Here is a 24274-nt window from a genome sequence, read left to right as displayed (position 1 = left end):
TGAACCCCACTCACAACATTTAAAATATGGAGAAAAGCTTCAAGTGGATAATGGATGCCGCGTTCCCCCGTTCCATTCATGAAGCTTTCGGAGAATGACCTATGTTAACCCCATACAACCATCCATCACCTTGGGTTTTAAAATTTCTTTTCCTTCCCCTCGGTATGATCCTGCTTCTTGGAGAGAGCGGCTTAGCCTTTACGATTCTGGAGCCCACAGATTCCAGCACATTCAAGTCAGGGCAAGACATTACCGTTCGACTGGACCCGAACGATCTCAGCAACCTCATCCAGTCAAAATTCTATTGGTATCGGGAACATGAAGACATGCTTCTGGAATCAGTCGATGAAAATCTTGCGCGAACATCCACGCAAAAAGACGATCCGCCTTTTGGAGGCACGATCAAAATTCCAGAGACCGCTGTCGGGAAACTGCGTCTACTCGCCGTTGGCGAAAGGAAAGGCGGGCAGTTTCACGAAGAAAAATGGGCAATTTTTGATGAAGTCTTTTTGACAATCAAGCCGGAAGCCGAGTTAGTTGAAATAGATTTTGAAACCAATAAACCCCTTGCCTTCGGTCGGGCCGCTGCCGCGACTGTTTATGACAAAGTCGACTTCCTCGGAACCATCGCCGAGCTTCCAGTCATCGGCATTTTTGCTGACGGCATTACACGACCTCTCCGCTTTCAGTCCTCCGGAACCACCTATCATTCGTCCAACGAGAAGGTCGTGTTGATCAACTCAGACGGCCTCATGCAATTGGTTGGTAATGGAACCACAACGATTACAGTAAAGAACCGAGGAAAAGAAGCGACACTCGCCGTCATCGTTGAAATACAAGATGACCCCAATGAATCTCCAGAAGCGAACCCGGGAAAGAATCGATCAGTGCCATCAGGTTCGCGAGTCCAACTCAATGCCCTGAGCAGTTATGACCCAGAAGGCGGATCGCTTCAGTACTATTGGTCGCAAATTGGTGGGAGTAATGTCGCTCTTCTTGATCCATATTCAGCGAAAGCCAGCTTTCTTGCACCGTACGTCGAAGATACCAAAACATTCCGGTTCAAACTTCGAGTTACAGACATTCAGGGCGCCGATAGTTTTCCAGCCTTTGTCGATATTTCCGTCGAACCGTAGGGCCGTTTTTCGTCGCTCGTATTTCGTATCTCGTGTAAAAAGTTTTTTGTCTGTATGTTACGAGATATCGTGAAACCAAATTGACAGTAGCTCAACAGTCCAATGGCTCATGAACTCCAATTCTCTGATTGAAACAATCGACAGCATGACCGTTGGAATGATGAGAGTCAAAGTTAGCGCAATAATCCCAGACAGACGTTCGAAATTTTATTGAAACAGCTATATGCGTCGCGCCTGTGCTCCGTAGCGCTACTTCACACAGCTACGAGCAACAATTCAGGAACGACAACAGCTAGGGAATACCCATCACAGTGTTACTTATGTTGTTCTATTGGAGGGGTGAGAATTGTAAAGCGAGCCTCGCTGTTCAAAGCGAGACTCACCTACTACGATGAGAGTAAACTACGGAGCACTTTCGTGTTCGACATCCAAGATTTTCACATCAAAATTGAGGGTTTTACCAGCCAATGGATGATTGAAGTCTAAGACCACCACTTGGTCTTTCACCTCCGTCACACGAGGATGAACGACGCCACCCTGTGCATCTTTTCCCTGGAGCGTGGCACCAACTTTTCTCGCCTCAGGTGGAATTTTGTCGATTGGCACCTCTTGGATCGCTTCCGGTTGTGGATCTCCATAGGCATCTTTTGGCTCAATCGTCACTTGCTTACTATCACCTTTTTTCATGCCTTCAAGAGCCGTTTCCAATCCGGGAATAATTTGGTGGGAGCCTTGAGTAAACTTCAAGGGCTCTCTCCCGACATTTGTATCGACAACATCTTTATTTTCCAACGTTAACGTATATTCCATCGAAACCGTTTTTCCGTCAGAAACCGTCATCGCTGAACCGTCTTCTGCTGTTTCGGCCTGCACTGATGTCGCTAATGTTCCGGCTATGAAAATGGAACAACAGGCTACTCGAATGGCCAATGAATGCAGTGACATGATATGAGTCCTCCGTATTAAGGTGTGAATGTCGCGTAGACTGGAAAGGATCGCGGATTGGGAGTGGGGAAGGCGAACGGATCCAGACTAGGTACGATTAGATACACCAATTTATCAGATAATTTCGGGTATAGCTATGTAGGCAAATGAGGTCAGTCAGGTCTACAAGTCAATCCAAATTGGCACGAACGCAGGCTAACCGCATCGGCAATTTCCCTTATTTTCCTGTTGGATAGGAATACGTCACACAGAAAATGAACCTCTGATAAGATGGTGAACAAGTGACAGTATTCCCCTCAAGATGGATATAGGGGATTCTTGATAGGACAAAGGGATTTATATGGATTCGGTTACCCAACTGGCACTCGGGGCTGCAGTCGGAGAAGCGACCCTGGGGAGAAAAGTTGGCAACAAGGCGATTTGGTGGGGAGGAATCTGCGGCACCATTCCCGACCTCGACGTCTTCATTCCATTTAATGATCCCGTTACATCTTTTATTTCCCACCGATCGTTTTCTCACTCTTTGGTCATTCTGGGGCTCCTCACTCCATGTGTGGCGTGGATGATTCGTCGACTTCATCCACAATGTGCTGCACACATACGAGCCTGGATGGTCTTGGTGTATCTCGCCTTTGCGACACATGTTCTGCTGGATAGTTTTACGGCGTATGGCACACAACTATTTTGGCCTCTGTCCAATCATCCAATCATGTGGTCCACAATTTTCATCATTGATCCTTTGTATACAACACCCTTGCTCCTTGGAGTCATCGGCGCACTCGTGTTGAGTCGAGAGAAAGGACTGGGACATACAGCTAACACACTCGGCCTCATACTCAGTACGCTCTATTTATCATGGACTATCGTCGCTAAGTGGCATGTGGAGCACTTCGTCCAAGAACGTTTAGCCGCGCAACAAATACCCTATACACAGATACTCGTCCAACCAACTCCAATCAATTCGCTTCTCTGGAGAGTATTGATTATGGAAGAAGATGGCTACGCAGAAGGATTTTACTCGATTCTCAATCGACCCACAGATCTGCAACTCACACATTATCTGAGTGACAGACATTTCTTAGACACACTCACCGACCATGAACCAGTCAAAGGTCTTCATTGGTTTACACAAGGGTTCTGGGGGATCAGGCTGCAAGATAATCTAATTGTCATCTCCGATCTACGTATGGGAATGGAGCCAAATTATGCGTTTAGCTTTAATATCGGAGAAAATCGTGAAGCACAAATTTTGCCCATCACCAGCGAAAGACGAGTCTCGACCACCAATTGGGAACAGGTACTACGCTGGGTCTGGAAAAGACTATGGGATGCGTCCGGGGAGGATCAAACTCATCCTAAAAAATAAACTTTGGACCTGATGGGCAAATGCGAATGAGTGCGCATCTTACTTCAAGGGTCGACTGCGATTCTCATGTGAAACTAAGACATCAAAACCATCAAACCAAGCCCGACCACTTCATTATGACCTATTATTAAAGATAGTTGGTTCTTCTTAAACAAATCTTCGGCAACGGAAGCAGGAGCAACTAGGCGCCTCACAGCAAAGTTGACAGCGACCTGCGATCCTGACATTTTAGAATTAACACCTCTATCCTAGAAAAGGAGAGAATCGATGGGAAACAAACTTGACGGAAAAGTCGCAGTCATCACGGGAGGAAACAGTGGCATAGGGTTAGCAACCGCCAAGCTCTTTCAAACTGAAGGAGCGACCGTGGTGATCACGGGCCGCCGGCAAGAAGCCGTTGATAACGCCGTCAAAAAGATCGGGGGAACGAGTGCTGGGATTGTCTCGGATGCCGGCAATATGAATGATATTCAAGCACTCTATGCCTACATACAGAAGGACGTTGGGAAGATCGATGTGCTTTTCCTCAATGCTGGAGTGGCCACCTTTGGGCCCTTCACATCAATGGATGAAGCCACATTCGATCACATGGTCAACGTGAATTTCAAAGGCCTGTTCTTTAATGTACAAAAAGCCTTGCCACTTCTGAACGAAGGTGCATCGGTCATTTTCAATACGTCCATTGCCGATCAAAAAGGATTTCCCTCGACCAATGTCTACGCTGCCACCAAAGCCGCCGTGCGCAGTCTCGCCAGAACCTTGTCCGGCGAACTCTATGAAAGCAAAATCCGAGTTAATGCCCTCGCTCCGGGTCCGATCGATACTCCGATTTTTGAAAAAGTCGGAATTCCTCAAGAAGCCGTTGGAGATGTGAAAGGTGGATTTGCCAAGGAGAATCCTATGAAACGCATGGGTACCTCCGAAGAGATCGCCAAAGCTGCCTTGTTTTTGGCCTCAGATGATTCTTCCTACATCATGGGAATTGACTTGACCGTCGATGGGGGAATGACACAGCTCTAAAGAGGAAGGCAATCATTGAACTTGGATCAAAATCAATCATTAATCCAACCGGGATTTTTTAAATCCAATTCGAGATTGACTTTACCTATTAGAGAACGCAAGTTCCTATCCTTGACAAATTGTCTGGGTAATCCCCTTCCCAGTGGCTCGAATTACACAGGCGAGGAGGTCGTTCGGAACTTGGAGCGTGATTTTTTTGATTTTGCAACCATACCCATTCCTTCTTTGGGGAATCACCAACAATCTATATAGCAATAAACCATATACAACCCGTATCTTTTCACGGAATATTTCCGTATTGAGTTCAGCCCCAAACGGATCGTATCGAGTTAGCGACTTGACCTACCAATAATTATCTGCCTAGCAACACTCAGCAAGAACTGTAGCTATTTGCTGATGCAGATAATTTAATCGAGTCTGACCCCAAAATTAAATTCATCTCGAATTACTTCATTCCTAAGGCCTGCCGTAATGTGTCCACATCAGGGGTAAACGACTGCAGTGATGTATTATGTGCCTCGAATTGCCAAAACAACGCTTGAAGTCGTTCCTTGCCGGTTTCGGTCTTTGCTGCCTCTCGTGGAGTTTGAGATTTTAGGGCGGGCAGTGGTGTATCCAACCATGTCTGCCAATGATGTTCTGACATCTCTTGTAACTGCGCCTGAACTTCCGGCGTTTCCTGTAATTCCTTATCTGACTCATCACTCAAACTCGTATCCGGCGAATGGTTAGCGATTTCCTCAAGCATCTTTTCCGATGACTCTATCACCGCGTTGCGGAAGATCGCCTGATTGCCTAGGAGGAATTCAAGCTCTTGCTTGATCATATCGGCCCGTTCCTGCGAATTGACCTCAATGGTGAGCTGGTCGTGGTTAATGACAATGTGGCCCAAAACAGTGTTGTCCCAGCTCGCATGTTGCTGGCCCCCTTTCTTCAGCCAAGGAAACTCAATGGAAACCAGTTCTCCACGCTCATCCTGGTTCCCGTCTTGGGCCAACTCATCAGCGTCCTCTATCATTGATAGGGTGATAAGGGCATCTAAAGCCTGACGCGGTGTGCATGTCAGAGTGTAGGAAAGCTTGGTCAACTGCAAGTAGTCACCATCGGTATTGTGTAGTTGAGGTAAGGAAGGGTGAGAGAGTTCCTCCCGAATGTCGTAATACATGGTGCGCAGCTCTATGTCATACTCAAAGAGGAAACTTTGATCATCATTAGGAAATTTTTCTGCCAGGTTTTCCCGAACGTCAATGAAATCGCTATGGTAGATAGGCGGAATCACCGTGGGCGCACAGCCCACCATGATGGAGGCATCATCCATGGTGATGATTCGTGTGAAAATAATCGAGGCTTTGGGCAATGTAGATGAAGCTTGACGCTCGTGAACCGTCACCTCCCGACCAAGAATCAGATCGCGTAGCGTAAGAGACTCGCCTGGTTCAACATCCGTGACCATAAAGAAACTGTAGGCCTGTGAACAGATTTCCTTGATAAAACACTGTTGAAATTCATCCAGTCGTGAGCCCTTTGCCTCGAGATAATGCTGAGCCACCGGCATTTCAGGAATATGTTCTGTCTCCTCTATCTCCGCATTGTCAGGTATCCAGTTGAACACGAACCAAGGAAGAAACGCCGTGTCTAGTTCAGGCTGAGAACTCGGGTCCAATGGTACGTCGTCCCACAGGGAAAACTCATCCCATGCCTCCACAAGAGCTTCTGGGCCATAGTATTTGTCGGCATGCTTCAGCAGAATCGGGATAAGCTCCCCTTCCGTCCTGCGCATTTTCAACCAGGCTAAACTGGCAATTGGCGCACTCTCCTTGGTAAGGCAACATTTTTTGTATTTTTTCCCGCTGCCGCAAGGGCAGGCATCATTACGACCAAATTTCGCCATACGCACCTTTTAACCTACAGTTCGTCGGCTTACCCGAAAAGAAGAAGCCTCGCCCATATAACACCAATAGCTTGTCGATGCCCTGTTGCCATTTTCACTATAATGCATCCTGTTCCGCAACCATCAGCTCACTAATTTTCCCAGCCTGGTTCCTGAGAGTAGAAAGCGAAATGGGTCAATAAGTCACGATTCGTCGACGGAGAAATCACGTAGCTACAAATGAGAGAATCCTAGATCCTCGAACTTTTTTCAATGACAATAACGGTGAGAAATGGAACGTAGCTGATGCTTAAAGGAAAGTGAAGACATTCGCAAATAATAATAAGCCGTCATCTCATGAAGACAAACTTCGAGGCATGAAAGCAATTGGGAAGGCCTTTCCAGTGAAAACCAATAGATTTACCCCCGGCATGGCATGAATCCGTTCTTCAAGAAACGGAACAAAGAGTTCAATCTGGAAGTGATCAGGTACTTGATTGGAAAGAGGCTAAGCAAGAACTCCGAAAGCAATTTGAATGAAAATCAAGATCCCTATCCTCTGCCCTAGTAGAAGACTTGCACTCAAAACGACAGTTTTACGAATAAGTAAGGGGAGGGGGGTTGGTGAATACTACTTTGATGCCCTATTTTCTGATATCGACTCTTTAGCCTTTATGTAGGCTTCCCGAGCAAGCGTAGGATCAGTGACTGTAGGCTTTTTTAAGAAACTTCAAAATTGTCAGAATAAGGTAAAGTAAACGTATGGCTTGTATGTTTCCAGGCCAAGAAGACATTCATAAAACAGTAAATTGAGAATTTACTTTTGAGCAAGTAATCATTGGAAATATTGGATTTTTACAACTTCATCCCAATTTATTGACTCGGTATCTTTTCTTTTTTTGAGTCCGCAACCTAAATGAGGCTGGCAGGTCACTGTGCAGCCAGGTCGGCATAAAAATCCTTGCCCTCGTGATTGATGACGATGAAGTGGGGAAAAGTCTTCGACTTCAATTTTCCACACGGCTTCCATGCCTAGTTCTTCGTATTCCAGGACTTCGACTTTTTTGATGCGGTGTTCGGCCAAGCGGGCCGCGAAATCACTTGGCCCTTCAGAGGCTAATTGCTTTGTTGGGGCTGATAGCTGAGACTTGGTTATTCAACAAAGAGAAGGCAATTTTCTCAAGAGGTGGTAGATATCTTCTTTGGCTTGGTATCGAATTGAAAGTCTGAAAGGTTTATTGCGTTCGGACGTTTTGACAAATATAGCAACTCAACACCCACGACGTGATTGGAATCATCATAGTCGACGATCACACCAGGAGCAACTTCCTCTGACTCCTCTACCGGAACATCTACCAGTTGCAAATGCAACGCATCGGCATCTTCGTCAATTTTCAATCTCATAATTGATTCCTCATCTTACGATCGAAATACAAGGTAATGATCCGTAGCGGGTTGGAGTCTTTTTTGACCACCACTCGCAGTACCTGATTTTCATAGGCTTGAATACGGCCAAGACGGTGCTCCAGTTCAGGATCAATGCGGTCAGGTTCCACTTTTTGAGGTTTGTGATTACTTGTTCCATCCATCTATACGAATTGGTGATCGTTTTCTCAAACTTGCTTGCGCATGTTCGGTCAATTGATAATCCACTATTTTCTACCTATTGGCCACATTGGAAAGCATTTGCTTCTCATGTTTGACCTACTTCTTCTCCAGCTCTCCAACCTGCACCAACGCTGGAGGACGTTGGGCTGCAAGGTCCGCATAAAAATCTTTGCCTTCATGATTGACAACGATGAAGGCGGGGAAGTCTTCGACTTCGATTTTCCATATGGCTTCCATGCCTAGGTCTTCATATTCGAGGACTTCGACTTTTTTGATGCTGTGTTCAGCTAGGCGTGCAGCGGGACCGCCAATGGAACCTAGATAAAATCCGCCATATTTCCCGCAAGCATCCCGCACCTGTTTGGAGCGGTTGCCTTTGGCCAACATGATCATGCTGCCGCCTTCAGACTGAAACTGATCGACGTACGAATCCATGCGACCGGCCGTGGTGGGTCCGAAAGAACCTGAGGCATGACCTTCGGGCTTTTTGGCTGGACCAGCATAATAGACCGCGTGATCTTTCATGTATTGCGGAAGACCTTCACCCGAATCCAGTCGCTCTTTGAGTTTGGCATGGGCAATATCTCGTGCAACGACTAGAGGTCCCGTGAGCGACAGTCTTGTCGCAACCGGATATTTGCGAAGTTCTGCAAGAATTTTTGGCATGGGTTGCTTTAAATTAATCTTGACGACTTCTCCTTCGAGATCTTTTTCCATCACTTCCGGAAGATATTGTGCAGGATTGGTCTCAAGCTGCTCGAGAAACACACCATCTTTACAAATTTTTCCAAGGATCTGACGATCGGCTGAACATGACACGCCCAACCCTACAGGACAGGACGCCCCGTGACGTGGAAGTCGAATAACACGAACATCGTGGGCAAAGTATTTTCCTCCGAATTGTGCACCGATGCCCGTCTCTGTGCAGAGTTGTAAAATTTCCTGCTCCAATTCGAGATCACGAAATGCGCGACCCAAGTCGTTTCCAGATGTTGGAAGATCGTCCAGATAATGACAGCTGGCCAGCTTCACCGTCTTGAGTGTGAATTCTGCGGACATGCCTCCAATCACCAACGCCAAATGATAGGGCGGACATGCCGAGGTCCCGATCGTACGGATTTTTTCGGCGACAAATTTCATCAAAGATTTCGGATTCAGCAGAGCTTTGGTTTCTTGATACAAAAATGTTTTATTCGCCGAGCCTCCACCCTTGGCGATAAACAGAAACCGGTACTGCGAACCCGACTCGGCATAGAGATCAATCTGCGCCGGTAAGTTATTGCCAGTATTTTTCTCGGTGTACATGTCAATCGGAGCCATCTGCGAATAGCGCAAATTCCGCTGATCGTACGCCTCATAAATTCCACGAGAGAGCGCTTCCGCATCTTCACCAGTCGTAAAAACCTGTTGCCCCTTATAGCCAAGCGCAATCGCCGTCCCGGTGTCCTGACACCCGGGCAACACGCGGCTGGCTGCAATGTTGGCATTTTTCAGTAACTCAAGCGCGACAAACCGATCATTGTCCGAAGCTTCAGGATCATCTAAAATTTTGGCCAACTGCTGAAGATGACTTGCTCGAAGTAAATGCGAGATGTCATCCATGGCTTCGCGCGCCAAGAGGGTCAATGCGACCGTATCTACTTTCAAGATTTCTTTATCTTCAAAAGTCGTGGTGGAAACATAGTCAGACGTGAGTTTACGATATTTAGTTTTATCAACTGTGTGCTCAAAGATTTCTTGATAGTGAAATTCGGCCATAGTCGTGACTCCTTCAATAGACGTACAGATATGAGCTGCTGAGATTCTCTACGGTAATGGCTATCTAACATGCTTGGCAAGGCAGGGCGGAGATGAAACTCACGTTATGTCTATCGTGTAGAATGAAGAGAGTCTCGGAATCAAAATGTTTGAGAATCTCCTATTCCCCACTGCCATGACAAAATACCTTAGATTTATTGTTTTGGGCTCACTGCTGTGTTTTATCGTCCTCATCGCAGGGACGTATTGGACTGGAGCCTGGCTCACTGCTCCTGCCCCAGCCACGGTCGTTACGCCCTCGACTTTGTTACCGGCTCAATCCGTACATTTTTCTAATTCCAGAGGAAAGCGTCTGGCTGGCTGGTACATACCAGGACGTTCCGATTGTGGCACCGTGATCCTGACGCATGCAATTCGTAGCAACCGTGCGAGCATGGCGGGCAGAACGCCATTCTTACACAAAACCGGGTACTCGCAATTGTTATTCGATTTTCAAGCTCACGGGGAAAGCGAAGGGCAAACCATCACGTTTGGATATCTGGAGCAAGACGATGTCAAAGCCGCAGTGCAATTTGCCTTACAACAAAACTCATCGAATCCGGTCGGTCTCATTGGGTTTTCATTGGGAGGTGTCTCAGCAGTCTTAAATGGCCCCACCCTCAACGTAGATGTTCTGATTCTCGAGGCGGTAAATTCAAGACTCGAAAACGCTGTCATGAACCGCATTCGTCAGCGCGTTGGCACATTTGCGCCATTCCTAGCCTATCCCCTGCTCTTTCAGCTGCAGCTGCAATATGGTCTAGACCTAGAAGAACTTCGTCCTATCGATTCCATTCGTTCTCTAGAAGTCCCTGTCTTTGTGATAGGAGGCACACGCGATCAACATACACTCCCGTCAGAAACAAAAGCCCTCTTTACGGCGGCCAATTCTCCGAAAGAACTCTGGCTCGTAAAAGGAGCCCACCATCAAGACATATACCAGTTTGCACCGGCAGACTACGAAGCCCGAGTCCTGTCGTTTCTCAATACGCATTTGGCCTGTGCCTCTCCAATGACTAAATAGGAAATCTAGAGAATGTTGAAAAAGGCCTCCAGCGACGGTGCAGGTATGTCGTTCCTGAATTGTCGCTCGTTGCTCGTGAAGCGTATCTCGTGAAGAAAAGACAAAAGATTCTTCTTACGAAATACGCCTTTTCTTTCACTTGAAAGATATCCGAAGTGACTCATCGGCGGATGAGCGTGTAAACCCTTGAGCCACCACAACCGTACATTCCCGGCTGTACGTCAAAATGGACCATTTATGCACATCCACCTTGACATCATATAATCCTATTAGATCTGGATGCTGCTCTTTGATATGGAGCAGTGCTTTCTTGTAACTTCCGTCCCCCTTAGCCCCTGAAACACTCAGACGGTCTGTCGCGGAAAAGATAATGGGAATGGAGAGCCCATGCTGACAACTATCGCCCATGACTTCTCCTACTGAAACCACATCGTCAGGCCTCTCATTGTGCGTTAGGGTTTGATAGGATAGCGGTGCCTCAGAGTCATAATACAACACGAATCCTCCAACAAAAATCAGGCCAGAACGAGCTTCGTAGGCCGATCGTTGCAACGGGGAACATCCAGAGGCAAGCACACACAGCCCCATCAGCATGAGAACGACTTTCATACGGAGCCCACTTTTCCCGTCACGACAGTACATGTCTGCGTATACAAGCCAAAGACATACGCCGTGGCTTTGACATCGACATGCACATCATAAAGAATGGAACCAGTGGGTTCGTTCGCCAAGGCATTCTTGATAGCTCCCACATATCCGCCATTACCCCAGGCCACTAAAAATAACACGGCTCGATTACAACTTTCCCCAATCACCACGTTATCTGTGGCTTTGGCTTTTACATCGATCGGACTTGCCGAACGATACGCTCTCGGCACCTGAATATCGGTGTATAGACACCCACTTAGAAACATCGATGCACTCAAGATGACAAACATTTGTGTCAATTGTCGTTTCAGCATGATGCAGAACCTCCAAAATATAAAATCATTTCATCATTCCGACTTGGCCGTTCACCTGATGTTGTCCCCGACATCCCTTCCTACATATCGCTGGAGTGCTTCCTAGCTTAATTGAGAAACGGGACTGAAGAAAGTCCAATTTTAAAATCCTTCTACACTATATGACTAAGTAATTTAGTAAATGAACCATGTGAATACGGCTTCATCTTCACAAGCACTTGACTCCCAACACTTCCCATGTCAAATTTGAGATTCTTATTGGCCTCAGTCATGCAGCAGGACAAATTTCTAATTCGATAGAACACACATGAACTCCAAAAGAAGCAGAAGCCATCGATCGACCAATATTTGGCCTCGACGACTGGCGTGGTGCCTCGGAGTTCTCTTGTCCATAGGAGGCATGCTACCTCACATAGAAACAAGTCACGCAACAGACATCAAAGAACAAGCTGATTCCTCAACGCAGCCGAAACACCTTCATATCACACCTCAACCACAACAGCCAGCAGATTCACGCACACCTCACCCCGAAACCTGTCAGGGTAATATTCCCTGCTACAAAAATAAATTAGAAACCGTATTAACAACACAGGGGACCGAACAGGCACTTCATCTGATCGAGGAAATCGTCGGGAAGGACCTCGTGGCCTTACGTGAAGCCCATAATCTCACCCATTATGTTGGACGAATGTCTTATCACCACCTCAAAGACGTCACGACAGTGATGACCCAATGCACGCCCGCTCACCAATCAGGCTGTTATCATGGTGCACTGGAAGCCTATCTCACCAGTAAGCCGCGTATTCAATCAGACGATGTCGTCGCCATTTGCAGCCCCAATCTTGAGAAAGAAAAGGGTCGGTTCGCGTACTTCAATTGCTTTCATGGCTTAGGGCATGGCCTGACGATGCATCTCAATCATGACATTAAACAGGCGTTAGCCCTGTGCGACACGTTAAACACGGCTTGGGATCAACAATCCTGTTACGGCGGAGTCTTCATGGAAGGCGTGGTCACGGGCATTAATGGTTCGCAACAACATAGCGGACATCATGGAAAGGAGGCCCAGCACCACAAAACTAAACTCGTCGACCCGAAGAACCCTTTGTATCCATGTTCTGAACTCGATGAGAAGTATTTGCGAGAATGCTACATGATGCAAACCTCTATTATTTTACACCTTACGCAGTACGATTTTGCTAAAGGGTTTGGTGTATGCGATACCGCGCCGGAAGGCATGAAGCCAACCTGCTACCAAAGTATGGGACGAGACATATCCGGTCACACGCTGCGAAATATTGACGAGTCGATTCGTCTCTGTCAGTTGGGAGCGGCCACAAACCAAAATCGTTGTTTCATAGGTGTCGTTAAGAATTTCCTGAACGTTTCTGGTCGAGCCTCGGACAACGCCTTTGAATTTTGTCGACAAGCTCCCGAACAACATAAGCAAGATTGTCACAACGCCATAGGAGAGGAACTGCTCGTCCTCTATGCAGAACCCCAGCAGCGGACTCAAGCCTGTGCCCGGTCAGAAACTCAGTATATTCAGGATTGCCGTCAAGGAGCCCGCCTTATACACGAGCAATCTTCAACGTTGATCAGCCGTGCGTCACCTGTATCTTGAACGTTCTCTTCTACCCTTTCCATCTCTGCCATGAACGCACCCTGCGTCAGCTGTTAACAGAGTACCAGCACATCCATTTCCGAGATTATATGGCCTTGCAGTTGTCACCGATGATGGGGACGCTCGCGTTCCCTGACCGAATGGGCGATGACTATCCGGAACTGCTGAACGCCGGCCGAATTGTTCAGGGACATTCAGTGAGTGGAACTATGAGTCTGGACGTTGTCGAAGCCGTCGACCGAGATTTAGCTGATCAACTGTGGCGATCGTCTTTTCATGAAGCGTTAACGGGTAACCAGCAATTTCAGCGAGGGCTCGTGACATTTGCCCAAGACCGTCAAGGCAACAGTACCAAACCCGCAGATCCCACCAGCCTCTTGAAGCTACAACGGACAGAATGGGAGTCTACGCCATTTAGCGTTGAAGCGATCAAAGTCTTGAGCGGAAAACGTCTGTCTCAAGAAGAAGCCGATCACTATGATTACGGATTTGCCTTAATCAAAACTGCAGTCTCACTGATTTACACGATACAGCTCTGTCAGCAAATGAGTCTAGATGCAGCAACCGATTCGGTCTCCCATCATCGCTTGCTCACAAGGACATGCGGACGGGACAACGTGACTCTCACCAATCGACATATAAAGCGGGAAGGCTATTAGCTTCGCAAAACCGGGAAACTGACTCGGCATTACTCGGGTTGTTCATTTCGAATTCGCAAAAATACCGGAAAGCGGGGAACACCATTTTTTGTCAACCCTTGATAGCGAAACGTGATTCGGCTTTGCAAGGGCGGCGGATGGCTTCGTTGTTCATTCGTGAGTCCACTCCCGACATACAAATCTACGCCTTCATCGGTACGGACTTTGAGTGACCCCACTTGTCCAGCAAACTGACCTTTGCCTGGCCGATATCCAATCACCGTCGCTTCGGCATCCATAAACGGCTTCAGCTTCAGCACATCGTGCGTTCGACCACTCGCATACCGAGCCGTCTTTCGATGAAGCATCAAGCCTTCTCCGCCTTGGTCAAGAACTTCTGTTAGCCGCTGTTGTAATTCTTCTTCATTCTTTATCGTTTGCTGCTCAATCATGACGAGAAACGGGGAATGCGTGGGCTCTACCAGACGCTTCATCGCACTCACTCGCTGATCAAAGGTGCCACCATGCTCAGGCAGATCAAACATCATCAAACGAATATCTCGCCACCCTTCATGAGGCATGTGTTTTCTCACAATCGAAGAGGTCTCTTCATATCGTCCTCGTGCTATCCAGAGCTCGCCATCCAACGAGATATTCGGAAGGTCGGCGATAAACCAGGCGGGAGCCGCAAATGCATGTCCGCCTCGTGAAATGAGATGATTTCCATCCCAGCGAACTCGCACCCCATCAAGTTTTTCACTCACCCAATACTGACTGACATCAACCCCTTGCTGATACACTTCAGCCAACATCACCGACGGCTTATCTATGGCCTCAGCGACTGACCAAAACAGAACACCAACGAAGAGTACCGCTAACGCTAACAAGACATTCGCTAGCGGACGATGACATCGTGCAAGAGGTATCATACATTGAGAGACGACTGGGTAAATCAAACAGCAATCATTTCGATACTCTGGACTTCCTCCGTGGAGAGTTCAAACCGCTCGATATCGAGATCCTCTTTCATATGTTGCTGATTCGTCGTACCGGTTAACGGAAGCATGCCAATTTGCTGCGCAAATCGAAAAATCACTTGTGCGGGGCCAGTTCCTAACCGCTCAGCGATGGTTCTAAGCTGAGGATCGGCCCAAATATCCTGATTGGCCGTCAACAACGAAAACCCTTGGTAGATGATCTTGTGAGCTTCACAGATTTCTCTGACTTCTTTATCCCAACCCAATACGGCGTAGCATCGATTCTGCACGATCATGGGTTTGTTTTCCGCTTTCTCGCAGAGCAGACGAAGCTGTCCGGCATTCACATTACTCACACCAATGATCCTGGCTTTTCCTGATTGGTAGATGTTCTGGAGAGCCGCCCAGACTTCCCAATCTTCTGCACCTAACCCTCCGCGGGAATAGGGTCCATGCAAGACATACGAATCGACGTACTCCGTATGCAGATGCTCTAACGAACTCTGAAAGGATTGTGTGACCTGTGTGGTGATGTCGGTAGAAACATCATAGGGTGTCCGATGATCTTGTCCGCCGACAGGCGTAAATTTAGTTTGCAAGAAGAGCGTCTCCCGTTGGACTCCTTGCTCGGCCAACGCCAATAAGGCCTCACCCACTAAGGCTTCCTGATAATGAATAATCTGATTGGCTGTATCAATCGCCTTAAAACCTGATGTCACAGCTAACTGCACAAGTTGAGCCGTGGCATCTTTTTTCCACGCGGTTCCATACATGAACGACGGAACCGTGACATCATTATAGGCTGTACATACACTCATGAGTCCTCCATTCGTGTTAACTTGATCAGATGACGTTCGACATGTCTTGGACGACAAAACCCTCACGCATCGATAAAAGTTTCATTCATCATCGAACACAAGTATCTGATTTCGCCGGAGTCGAGGTCAAGTGAAAGAAGCGTGCGCTCCGTACATCAGGGCTTTGAAATTACGCATGATCATGGCACAATAGATTTCAACGCTTGCTTAGGTACGGTCCATTATCTCACCTGTTCAATCAAAGGAGAATTCCTATGGCTATGAAGCACCCGAAGTTTGAAGTGTTTAAGGGAAAGAATGGGAAAGCGTATTTTCGCTTAAAGGCTCGGAGTGGAGAAATTATTCTCGCGAGCCAAGGCTATCATTCACCATCGGGTGCTCGTCGGGCCATCACGTCAGTCAAAACCAACGCGAAGCTGTCCAAGCAATACGAAGAGAAGGTTGCAAAGAACGGGAAACACTACTTTGTCTTGATTGCCAAGAACATGCAGCCGATCGGTAAGAGCGAAATGTATGCCTCGAAACCCTCAATGAAGAAGAGTATTCAGGCCGTGATGACGGCTGCACCTGCCGCCGTGATTGAATTGGCTTGACTATAGCGAATCCAAATAAGTTCTAGTGGTGCCTAGGACACGAACGCTCAACACACTATTGACCTTGACGTTTCAATCTTTACTGAGAATCGCTAGAGTCACTCACTATAGTGGTCATAGTGGCCCTAGACCACGAACGCCCAATGGACTACGGGCCTTGTATGTTCAATTTTTACTGAGAATCGTTAGGGTCACTCACTATTGTGCTCATAGATGGCCTAGGACACGAACGCGTATCACACCAGTGCTCTTTGTCAGTCCAACTCTTACTGAGACGCACTCGGCAGACGAACCATGAGGGTTACAGGTGTCCTAGTAGCGACGATTGTTGTGTGATCCTACGTAACCTCAATAGGGAGCCGACGTCCAACGCGGTCTTGCCTTTGAGGTATAGACTTGAGGCCGCCAAGCCCGCGTGATGACTCACTTCAAACATTGGAAGGTTATACCAGCTTGGATTATAGCGAATACAAATACGCTCCAGCTCAACCATGAGGACTTTCAACGCGATATCCAATGTTTCAAGAGTACGAAAAATCATTGAATCGGCTATAACTGACAATGATTGACGGTTTCTCTCACGTATTGGATATCAAAATTGTACAAGTTAGCGCTTGCTCGTTTCGGTATAACTGAAACGGCTATAGCACCTATTGAGAATCATCCGCATGTGCCCATCCCTTTTCACTATTGGAAGAAAGGGGATCGAAGCCTCTCATGAGCGTGCACGTGAGAACGTAATAACGGCCGCCTCACGTTCCCAGAATAACAGAAGTCGTTTCTTTTCGATCACCATAAATGTCACTTCCCAACCCTGCCGACCGAGTTCATTCATGCGTTCTTCCATTCTTTCGATCGGTAATTTACTGGCCCCGAACAGTAAGCTGCCCAGAACGCCTTCCGTAATCACTTCAACCTTGTACTCACGAGCAATCGCCATAGCACCTGATTTCCTAGTTAAAACCCGTCAACGCACAATATCCTGCATTAGACTTTAACCGGCCTCTGGCCCTAGCGGTTTCCACACAAGAAGCAATGCCGCAAGTAATGTGAGATTGCTCATGAGTGCCGTGAGCATGGCCACCCCTGTCAACACACCAAAATAAATCGTTGGAATAAAACTTGAAAAAGCCAAGATTGAAAAGCCCGCTGTAATAATGAGTGACGTATAGTACATCGCGATACCGATACTATTATGACAGGCTTTGATTGTTTCTCGATAATTCTGATAGGTGGGATACTCCACTTGAAACCGGTGAACATAATGAATGGTGTCGTCCACTCCGATACCAATGGCAATGGCCGCAATGGTAATGGTCATCATATCCAGCGGAATACCAAGCCAACCCATGACTCCCAACACGACCCCCGCCGCTAGAATATTGGGAACGATGGCAATGAGAGAAATAGCTAGATTACGAAAGGCAATCATAAACATCACCAAAATACTGACAAACACCACTCCCAATGTCAGAATCTGAGATGTATAGAGACTCTGAAGTAAATTATTATAGAGTACGGCCATTCCCGTCAGATGTACATTCTTTTCAGAGAATTCCATCTCATCAATAAGATAGGATTTAATCTGTTCAATGAGTTGTTTTCGTTTAAGCGTAGGCGCCGATTCAATAAGACGCATGCTAATTCGAACCTCATTCCCATCGGGAGAGAGGTAGGGATTCATTAATGCGTCCTTCACATCGTCTGGGGTCCATTTTCGTAGAACAGCTAATTCATAATCCTCTGGAATTTTCTGATCGTTGAGTTGTTTAAACACTTTCATGCCGGTGGCGATCGAGAGAACTTTCCCAACTTCAGGCAGCTGCTCTAAGTAATCATGGATTTCTTCGACCACCGCTAACCGATCACCATTAAACCAATAGGTAATTTTTTCAGTATTTCCTTCTTCGGCAAAGGGATCGTCAAACGGATCATCTTGTTCCTGGCCTTTCCCTTGTGACGCATAAAATTCATCATCCGCTTCAATGATAATATCAAGAGGAATCGTCCCGCCTAATTGTGAGTCGATCAATTCCATGCCCTGATAAATTTCGGTCGAACTTTTAAAGTGGTCAATAAATCGGTTCTCCACTTCTAATTTCAAAATACCCATAATTCCAAGGAAAACGAGAACGGCACACCCAACAATCACCAACTTCGCATGATCAAGTGTCCATGACGCAATGCTAGCAGTGAATCTTCTGGTTAAGTCCCGCCGTGCAACAATCTTCTCAGGTTGAAGGAGGGATAAGACGGACGGGAAATAGATAAAATTGAGGACAAAGGCCACGGCAATGCCCATCGTCATCATCCAACCAAAATCAATGACCGGCCTGATATTACTGACGACGAGAGAACAAAAGGCCACAATCGTGGTCATCGCGGTAAAGAACGACGGCATGAGCATCGTGTTCATCGTCTCGAAGACAATAGCTTTCTGACTCTCTGCCGGTTGCTGTTCACGGAAAATCCGATATCGCACAATCAGATGAATGCTCAACGACATGGTGACAATGAGCAGCAGCGAGGTAAAGTTTGACGAAATCACCGTCACATGCCAGTCAAAAAATCCAAGTAACCCCACCATAAGACAGACAGAAATCAGACATGACGACATCGGAATAAGCACCCACCTAATTTTTCGAAAAAACAGCGCTAACGCACATATCAAGAGACCAGTCACCCCAAATCCAAATACGACAATATCGTGTTCAATAAAGCTAATCATATCCGACGTGATCATCTGAACTCCGCCGAGATACAGTTGAGCCTGATCACGGAATGGTTCCATAATTTCCCGTATGTGCCGAACGTTCGAACTTTGCATATCGACGATTTGTGCGTGGGCATCAGCAAATTCGACAGACAGGGCTTGGAGCTTGCTTTGCTCTTCAGCCGATAGCCCCGAGGCCACGTTCTTTTCTCGAAGCTGATTTCTCGCATTAAGCAGATTCTGGTACTGTTCATTCGTTTTAAAATTGACCTGAAGCACTGTTGTTCGTCCATCAGGGCTGACGAGATTGTTTTGATAAATGGGGCTTTCCAAGAATTCCTGACGAGCCAGCTCGATATCGACTCCAGGCGTTTCCAGCGTTCGAATCGGCGCTCCATCTGTCAGATCGGAAATCGTGACTTTCGGACTATTGAGTAACGGCACATCTAAGATGGTCACCACGGACTCTACGCGTTTGAGTTTCGACAATACATCACGCAGTGCCTTGAGTTGCGCAAGAGACGTTTCTGAAAACAAGTCCGCTTTAGGCGAGTAGGTAATGATGAGAAAGTCATCTGACCCATAGGTGTTGAGGGTTGAACGGTAATATTTCAAGTCTTGATCGTTTTCCAACACGATCGATTCCGATGAAGCATCAAGTTTAAGATCAGTACTGTATACGATGAAAAAAGAGAAAAGCAGAAAGACCGCCGTTAATGCGAACCACGGCTTTTCAATGACAGTCTTTTTGTAGAACCTCACGAACGTAGAAATCATAGAAGCGAAAATCTAAGCCCTCTTCTTGGAGTTAATGAAATTTTAAAGAGAAAAAAGGCGGAGCACACACGACCCTAAGAGTTCAAACTTGAGAACGCAGACTGCATTCTTTACCCACACCTTGCCATCCTCAATGACGGATGAACAACAGAAACGGCTAAGAGAGCATACATGCTGGAGAGTTTACTGTAACAGAACATTGCTCAAAACAGGGAATCTTGACACAAATAAATGAGAATATTTTCTGAACCCGATACTGTCCAGTCACTCCTAATATACACTAACGGGTCCATGCTTAATGAACACTTCTTTGCCTTCAATATAGGCACGGTCAGACCCCCACCAGTATTGAAATCGCTTCCAGCCATCACTTTTCGGCATGGGGATTTCGACACGAATTTGAGCCTCCGTCGTTGCGGCCAGGCTCGGCTTGAGCAGGATCAGTGTCAAATTTTTGTCATCCGAAATATAGGCCTTGAATTGACATTCCTGCGGAGCAATGTGAACAGGCTTGTAATCATATGCTGTCATCGTTGTCCCACCATACAGATAGGCAGCAAATAAGCAGGGTATAAGTGTGGAAAACATGATGTCCCTCACAGAGTAGGTGGATAATTCATGTTGTATTACTCACCAATGCGGCATGGCATTTTGAAACGAGAGGGGCAGATATTGTGTTAACCCCACCGTCCTCGTCACAGGTGTTTCCTTACAAGTGCATAAAGTGAACCACTTGAGCGGATCTCACTCGACTTCCACAAATTCTGAAATTCTCTTCATCACGATACCGCTATGCCGAAATACGCTATATTGAATGTCTACAAAGTAGAGATTGTCATCTCTCATTGGGACAGCAGTTGTATCGAATCAGATACACTCTCGTATGACAACAGATATTCCAGTGACATGAATAATGAATCAGTCAAATAGTCAAACACTGAAGATAAATCATCTTGCCCCCATAACTAATGAGAGCAATTCCTTCTGTAGCATAAAGATATGGATCTATTCTGCTGGGAAAAACAATCATAAAAGCTGCAGCGTTCCTTGACCGATCCATTACATAAACCACTGAGAGTTGAAAGGAAATTTAGGTCACAAGCGTGTAAGAATTTTCACCATACCTTCGCATTCGCGGCGCCCATCGTCCCTGCTTGACCAACCCGAACGTATCTCCTACCTCCCACACACAGAATGCCTCAACACTTCTTGGCACATGGGTTGCTCTGTACATACATTAGCGCGCATCAAGTTTCAGACTACGATGACATACACCAAGATCTGCATATTCGTTAAAGGAAGGACAGCATCATGAGACAGTCAAATCATAAAAAACATTTCGACACCTTCATCGGAATATTCTTTGGAGTCATATTGGTCACCGCCGTCCAAGGGCTGGAGTCAGCACGGGCCGGACCGGATGATTCATACGATCGTCACAATCAATGTGCTTGGGTCCATACATCGGACACGCAGACGTGGACGTCCGTTCGCAAGACCTTACACCCAGAACCAGAAGAAGATTTCCTAGTCAACGAAGATGTCAATATCATCACGGGCTTGTATACGAGATCGTATTCTTTGCAGCAAAATGGAACCATCGATTACAAAACCGCCCGTCAGATTGTGATTTCAGAATACAACGAATATTGGAATACCGTCGTCGAAACCAAAGAGTACCCTCTATTATATTGGGAAGATGGCGATCGTGACGGAGCATTTGATATGTGGATTGATCAACAAGGTGATGGATCTCCCTGTGATATTGTGCCGTATCACATCTATGAAAAGAACCAACTCACTCAGTCAGCAGGCTTCTAAGATTCTCTTTCACACTCACGTCTACCTCAATGTGAGTAGATGGTGGTGCCTGGACCAATAAACAAGATGTGAGTCATGTAAGAGATTGGGAATGATTGAACAAAACCAGTTTATCCTGAAGCGTACCCTACGGCTTACATCCCTTGTGGACGTAAACTCCACCCTTTTTTTTGCAGACAGTCTCTCACTTCATCTTTATAGCGTGGGATAAAGAAGACTAGGATCTGCGAAGGATCGATACGACTCTCTCCTCCCAACCCCAGACTTCTCCGGCATTCAGTTTCATCGCGACTAAAGTCTTCCTCTGTTCCTCCAGGTTTGTACAATCCGAAATCAACGCTGGCACAACTGCTGTTCAGCAGCGTCATCACCACAAGAGGCCAAAACCACTGCGGATAAATCTTGATTCGATGCTCGACTCGATATTTAATATGATTCCTCATCACAGCCATGCCTGCCATGAAGAAATCACAAATTGAACAACCATGATAAACATTGCTGGTCGTCTCGCACACATTTGTCTGCTTTTGGATAAATAGGTTTCAAAAACTTCCCCCACGACCAATGACCCTGTTGGAAATTTAGGAGTAACAATTCTTCATCGCTACGGGCGAACTCTCTTCACGCATTTGCTCAAAACTTAGGCAGTTTGCTAATCGAAATTTACGAGACATGATCGACCCTCTTCTTGTGACCAAGAGGAACATGCGGTTTCGAATAGCCAAGCACATGAAAAATAAAGTATATTTAACGAAACACGTGGCAGGCATTCTTCATGGTCCCTATCACAACGATTTGACGAGCACATAGGATGGTCCGTCATACTGAACATAGGAAAAAGCGAGTCCTCATCGTTGACGATGAACCTGCTGTTCGAAGGACTGTTCGAGCAGCGCTCGAGTCTGCTGGATATGAATGCGCGGAATCTGAGAATGGGGCCACAGGATTAGCCTGGATAGAAGAAAATCACGCGGACCTCATTATCGCCGACTACCACATGCCAGTGCTCAGCGGATTACGATTACTCGAACGACTCCATGGAAACCAAAATGGGACGGCCCCACCAGTGATTATGCTCAGTGGAGTCCTGAAGTCTAAAGATAAACAGAAGGCTTTAGAACTCGGGGCTTATGCGATTGTCGATAAACCTTGTAATTTTCGAGAACTGGTTCTCACTGTGGATGAAGCCATTGAATCTTCATCAACCTGACCTTCACAAAAAGACCTTCGACACAGCAAAAAGCTAGCACTTCCCAACCTCCAGCAGGCATGGCATCCTCGCCACCCTTTCGAGGCCTCTCAACACCGTTGATCCCAACGCCCTTCAAGGGCACTAGCGGGGCGGGCTAATTTGACGTATCCAACCACATGATGACTGGACAATTCCCTATAAAAATATTATAAGAGGCAATTAGGGTTAAGTCTGTACCTATTCATTACCTCCCCACTCGTTTCTCACAATTAAACAGTTCTTACCACCGAATACCGTATATGATGCATGTTTGTCGTCAACCAAGAACCTTCAACGAGATAACAGAGCCTGGTCACTCGCAACACGATCCTTTTGAGCTTTACACGATAGGCAAACTCTCGTCATGAGAAAATTTTTACTCCATGTTCGTCAAATAGGATATACATCGGCACTCTTGATAGTCTTTCTCCTGCCTTATAATATTGTCTACGCTGAAACACCTGCACCGCACGCTCATTGGGGCGGGCTCGCGTATCCAGACCAACACCCAACCTTGCAATTGGGACTCACATTAAATCGATTTACTGAATTTAATGGAGAAGGCGAGCGATTCAATGACATTCGAGAAACCATCGGCCTTAATCAAATCACATTCAGTTGGACTGAACATTTCGAACAGTTCAACGGTTGGAGCACGAACCTGACGGTTGGGGCAGGGCCAACCCGAGATCAACCCACGCGATATCTCCAAAACGAAATCGTTCATGAAGGACTGAAGAGGATTCCTAAAGTCCCAGTCGGTGAAAAACGACGACAAACAGATTTCATGATTACTGGGTCAGTGAATAAATGGATGTCGCTTGGCTCGCTCGACAGGATTGCGTTTGCCGGCCTAGGAGTGTCCTCCGGCAGTTTGTATCATGAAGTATTTGGACGACTTGGTATTCGCCGATGGTCACCCATCGAAATGCTTCATGGATCATCAAGCTCAGAAAAACCCTGGTGGGTTTCAGTTTTTGGACCGTTGCGATTTTCAGGGATGTATCGCTACTCACGGATATGGGAAGGGGCTGCGTTTCGTGCCTTAGCTCCAGAAACACACATCGCACAGGGCTCAGTCAGTTATGGGTGGATGCGGGATGATCATTTTCCACTTTTTGAGGTTGAAGTTGGTGTGACACTGGACTCCGGCATCTTCTTAGACGTATTTGGCGATTCGCTAGAAGAACGCTTTTACACACTTGCCATTCGTGCTCATCCCTTCACTCTTGAAACCTGGAACGATCAGCTCAATAGAAAAGACTTTGGCCCCACATATGGAGCTCGTTTAATGATCGAGCTATACACGTTTCTCCCTGATAGTTGGCAATGGCGCTAATCGAGAACTTTCGTG

General features: G+C 46.7%; 24 protein-coding genes and 1 pseudogene. 10 read left to right on the top strand and 15 right to left on the bottom strand.

Annotated features, from left to right (window positions below; translation table 11 throughout):
- Positions 1–101: 101 nt before the first annotated feature.
- Positions 102–1136, top strand: a complete 1035-nt coding sequence (locus tag ACWQXP_RS16970) for a PKD domain-containing protein (RefSeq protein ID WP_454064050.1) — start codon at positions 102–104, stop codon at positions 1134–1136.
- A gap of 402 nt (positions 1137–1538) precedes the next feature.
- On the opposite strand, the gene ACWQXP_RS16965 is transcribed toward ACWQXP_RS16970, so the two are convergent.
- A complete protein-coding gene (locus tag ACWQXP_RS16965; RefSeq protein ID WP_454064049.1) occupies positions 1539–2081 on the bottom strand; it encodes an FKBP-type peptidyl-prolyl cis-trans isomerase in 543 nt (180 codons plus the stop codon).
- A 340-nt stretch (positions 2082–2421) separates the two neighbouring features.
- On the opposite strand from ACWQXP_RS16965, the gene ACWQXP_RS16960 reads away from it, so the two are divergent.
- Positions 2422–3447, top strand: a complete 1026-nt coding sequence (locus ACWQXP_RS16960; RefSeq protein WP_454064048.1) for a metal-dependent hydrolase — start codon at positions 2422–2424, stop codon at positions 3445–3447.
- A gap of 267 nt (positions 3448–3714) precedes the next feature.
- On the top strand, positions 3715–4467 hold the full coding sequence (locus tag ACWQXP_RS16955) for an SDR family oxidoreductase (protein WP_454064047.1): 753 nt from the start codon (positions 3715–3717) through the stop codon (positions 4465–4467).
- A gap of 445 nt (positions 4468–4912) precedes the next feature.
- Here ACWQXP_RS16955 and ACWQXP_RS16950 read toward each other — a convergent pair whose 3' ends face one another.
- The 5 genes and pseudogenes from ACWQXP_RS16950 to ACWQXP_RS16930 form a co-directional block, all read right to left on the bottom strand.
- Entirely contained in the window at positions 4913–6358 is a 1446-nt protein-coding gene (locus ACWQXP_RS16950) for a YecA family protein (RefSeq protein ID WP_454064046.1), read from the bottom strand.
- Positions 6359–7267: 909 nt separating this feature from the next.
- Positions 7268–7430 (bottom strand): annotated as a pseudogene (locus tag ACWQXP_RS16945) (fumarate hydratase C-terminal domain-containing protein); the annotation flags it as partial.
- Positions 7431–7516: 86 nt separating this feature from the next.
- The gene (locus ACWQXP_RS16940; protein ID WP_454064045.1) at positions 7517–7741 is read right to left on the bottom strand and encodes a DUF2283 domain-containing protein; all 225 of its coding nucleotides are present in this window, start codon (positions 7739–7741) and stop codon (positions 7517–7519) included.
- The gene (locus ACWQXP_RS16935; protein WP_454064044.1) at positions 7738–7926 is read right to left on the bottom strand and encodes a DUF4258 domain-containing protein; all 189 of its coding nucleotides are present in this window, start codon (positions 7924–7926) and stop codon (positions 7738–7740) included. Before ACWQXP_RS16935 ends, ACWQXP_RS16940 begins: the two co-directional genes overlap by 4 nt.
- 115 nt (positions 7927–8041) lie before the next feature.
- Entirely contained in the window at positions 8042–9703 is a 1662-nt protein-coding gene (locus tag ACWQXP_RS16930; RefSeq protein WP_454064043.1) for a fumarate hydratase, read from the bottom strand.
- A 145-nt stretch (positions 9704–9848) separates the two neighbouring features.
- Between ACWQXP_RS16930 and ACWQXP_RS16925 the strand changes: the two genes are divergently transcribed.
- Positions 9849–10766, top strand: a complete 918-nt coding sequence (locus tag ACWQXP_RS16925; protein ID WP_454064042.1) for an alpha/beta hydrolase — start codon at positions 9849–9851, stop codon at positions 10764–10766.
- A gap of 135 nt (positions 10767–10901) precedes the next feature.
- Here ACWQXP_RS16925 and ACWQXP_RS16920 read toward each other — a convergent pair whose 3' ends face one another.
- Together ACWQXP_RS16920 and ACWQXP_RS16915 are read right to left on the bottom strand one after the other, a co-directional pair.
- On the bottom strand, positions 10902–11375 hold the full coding sequence (locus tag ACWQXP_RS16920; RefSeq protein WP_454064041.1) for a hypothetical protein: 474 nt from the start codon (positions 11373–11375) through the stop codon (positions 10902–10904).
- Positions 11372–11728: a TRL domain-containing protein gene (locus ACWQXP_RS16915; protein WP_454064040.1), complete on the bottom strand. Its 357-nt coding sequence runs from the start codon at positions 11726–11728 to the stop codon at positions 11372–11374. Before ACWQXP_RS16915 ends, ACWQXP_RS16920 begins: the two co-directional genes overlap by 4 nt.
- A gap of 400 nt (positions 11729–12128) precedes the next feature.
- On the opposite strand from ACWQXP_RS16915, the gene ACWQXP_RS16910 reads away from it, so the two are divergent.
- The gene (locus ACWQXP_RS16910) at positions 12129–13352 is read left to right on the top strand and encodes a hypothetical protein (RefSeq protein ID WP_454064039.1); all 1224 of its coding nucleotides are present in this window, start codon (positions 12129–12131) and stop codon (positions 13350–13352) included.
- A gap of 89 nt (positions 13353–13441) precedes the next feature.
- Positions 13442–14011, top strand: coding sequence for a hypothetical protein (locus tag ACWQXP_RS16905; RefSeq protein ID WP_454064038.1), 570 nt, complete (start codon positions 13442–13444; stop codon positions 14009–14011).
- Positions 14012–14040: 29 nt separating this feature from the next.
- On the opposite strand, the gene ACWQXP_RS16900 is transcribed toward ACWQXP_RS16905, so the two are convergent.
- Both ACWQXP_RS16900 and ACWQXP_RS16895 read right to left on the bottom strand, forming a co-directional pair.
- Positions 14041–14919 (bottom strand): DNA ligase, encoded by an 879-nt coding sequence (locus ACWQXP_RS16900; protein ID WP_454064037.1) that lies wholly within the window; start codon positions 14917–14919, stop codon positions 14041–14043.
- A gap of 23 nt (positions 14920–14942) precedes the next feature.
- A complete protein-coding gene (locus tag ACWQXP_RS16895; RefSeq protein WP_454064036.1) occupies positions 14943–15785 on the bottom strand; it encodes an aldo/keto reductase family protein in 843 nt (280 codons plus the stop codon).
- Between the two features lie 254 nt (positions 15786–16039).
- On the opposite strand from ACWQXP_RS16895, the gene ACWQXP_RS16890 reads away from it, so the two are divergent.
- Positions 16040–16378, top strand: a complete 339-nt coding sequence (locus ACWQXP_RS16890) for a YegP family protein (protein ID WP_454064035.1) — start codon at positions 16040–16042, stop codon at positions 16376–16378.
- A 301-nt stretch (positions 16379–16679) separates the two neighbouring features.
- Here ACWQXP_RS16890 and ACWQXP_RS16885 read toward each other — a convergent pair whose 3' ends face one another.
- The 4 genes from ACWQXP_RS16885 to ACWQXP_RS16870 form a co-directional block, all read right to left on the bottom strand.
- A complete protein-coding gene (locus tag ACWQXP_RS16885; RefSeq protein WP_454064034.1) occupies positions 16680–16919 on the bottom strand; it encodes a hypothetical protein in 240 nt (79 codons plus the stop codon).
- Between the two features lie 174 nt (positions 16920–17093).
- Entirely contained in the window at positions 17094–17318 is a 225-nt protein-coding gene (locus tag ACWQXP_RS16880; RefSeq protein WP_454064033.1) for a DUF4177 domain-containing protein, read from the bottom strand.
- A 54-nt stretch (positions 17319–17372) separates the two neighbouring features.
- On the bottom strand, positions 17373–19868 hold the full coding sequence (locus ACWQXP_RS16875) for an efflux RND transporter permease subunit (protein ID WP_454064032.1): 2496 nt from the start codon (positions 19866–19868) through the stop codon (positions 17373–17375).
- 270 nt (positions 19869–20138) lie between these two features.
- Entirely contained in the window at positions 20139–20456 is a 318-nt protein-coding gene (locus tag ACWQXP_RS16870; protein ID WP_454064031.1) for a hypothetical protein, read from the bottom strand.
- 723 nt (positions 20457–21179) lie between these two features.
- Here ACWQXP_RS16870 and ACWQXP_RS16865 point away from each other — a divergent pair.
- Entirely contained in the window at positions 21180–21689 is a 510-nt protein-coding gene (locus tag ACWQXP_RS16865; RefSeq protein WP_454064030.1) for a hypothetical protein, read from the top strand.
- Positions 21690–21823: 134 nt separating this feature from the next.
- Here ACWQXP_RS16865 and ACWQXP_RS16860 read toward each other — a convergent pair whose 3' ends face one another.
- On the bottom strand, positions 21824–22132 hold the full coding sequence (locus tag ACWQXP_RS16860) for a hypothetical protein (RefSeq protein WP_454064029.1): 309 nt from the start codon (positions 22130–22132) through the stop codon (positions 21824–21826).
- A 368-nt stretch (positions 22133–22500) separates the two neighbouring features.
- Here ACWQXP_RS16860 and ACWQXP_RS16855 point away from each other — a divergent pair, with 368 nt between their 5' ends.
- Both ACWQXP_RS16855 and ACWQXP_RS16850 read left to right on the top strand, forming a co-directional pair.
- Positions 22501–22899 carry a response regulator gene (locus ACWQXP_RS16855; RefSeq protein ID WP_454064028.1) on the top strand — a complete coding sequence of 133 codons (399 nt, stop codon included), beginning with the start codon at positions 22501–22503 and terminating at the stop codon, positions 22897–22899.
- 385 nt (positions 22900–23284) lie between these two features.
- The gene (locus ACWQXP_RS16850; protein WP_454064027.1) at positions 23285–24259 is read left to right on the top strand and encodes a hypothetical protein; all 975 of its coding nucleotides are present in this window, start codon (positions 23285–23287) and stop codon (positions 24257–24259) included.
- Positions 24260–24274 lie beyond the last annotated feature (15 nt).

It is taken from the genome of Candidatus Nitrospira salsa, assembly GCF_965152625.1.
Note: the sequence above shows the minus strand (reverse complement) of the source record. Positions and strands in the feature narration are given on the sequence as shown.